This window comes from Nonomuraea lactucae, from assembly GCF_003313395.1.
Lineage (GTDB): Bacteria > Actinomycetota > Actinomycetes > Streptosporangiales > Streptosporangiaceae > Nonomuraea > Nonomuraea lactucae.
In genome coordinates this window covers 1-702 of sequence record NZ_QNFZ01000352.1, presented here as the reverse complement: position 1 = coordinate 702, position 702 = coordinate 1, and the positions used below count along the sequence as shown (strand labels likewise).

The following is a 702-nucleotide window of genomic DNA, read 5'->3' as shown; positions in this document are numbered from 1 at the left end:
CGCCGCGACCGGCGTCGGCCGCGCCCGCCGGGTGCTCGACGCGGCGACCGCGTGGGCGGCGACCCGCGAGCAGTTCGGCCGGCCCATCGGCCGCTTCCAGGGAACCGGCTTCAAGCTGGCCGACATGGCGACCGAGCTGGAGGCCGCGGAGCTCCTGACGCTGCGCGCCGCCTGGAAGCTCGACCGGGGGACGATGACCGACCAGGACGCCGCGATGGCCAAGCTGTTCGCCTCCGAGGCGCTCGGCCGCATCACCGACCACGCGGTGCAGATCTTCGGCGGCATGGGACTGATGGAGGAGCTGCCGATCGAGAGGTTCTGGCGGGACGCCCGCGTCGAGCGGATCTGGGACGGCACCAGCGAGATCCAGCGCCACATCATCTCCCGCGCCCTGCTGCGCCCGCACGGCGGATGAGCCCGGTGACCTCACCCGACGTCAGGCGGCTCAACCTGCGCCGGCTGCTCGCCCCCCGCCACCTGGCGGTGTTCGGCGGGCGGCACGCCGCCGAGGCGATCCGGCAGTGCAGACAGCTCGGCTTCACCGGTGAGATCTGGCCCCTGCATCCGCACCACGAGTCGATCGAGGGCCTGCCCTGCTACCGCGGCGTGGACGAGCTGCCCGACGCGCCGGACGCCGCGTTCGTCGCCGTGCCGCGCGAGCCGACCGTCGCCGTCGTCGCGGCGCTCGCCCGGCGGGGTGCG

Annotated in this window: 2 protein-coding genes; both read left to right on the top strand. The window is 74.8% G+C overall.

Going from position 1 to position 702, the window contains the following annotated elements; all coding sequences use genetic code 11:
- Nucleotides 1–415 (top strand): acyl-CoA dehydrogenase family protein (locus DQW85_RS21900; RefSeq protein WP_275888233.1); only part of this gene is annotated, 415 nt, incomplete at its 5' end.
- A gap of 5 nt (nt 416–420) precedes the next feature.
- On the top strand, nt 421–702 hold a 282-nt coding region (locus DQW85_RS21895; RefSeq protein ID WP_205315302.1), incomplete at its 3' end, for a CoA-binding protein.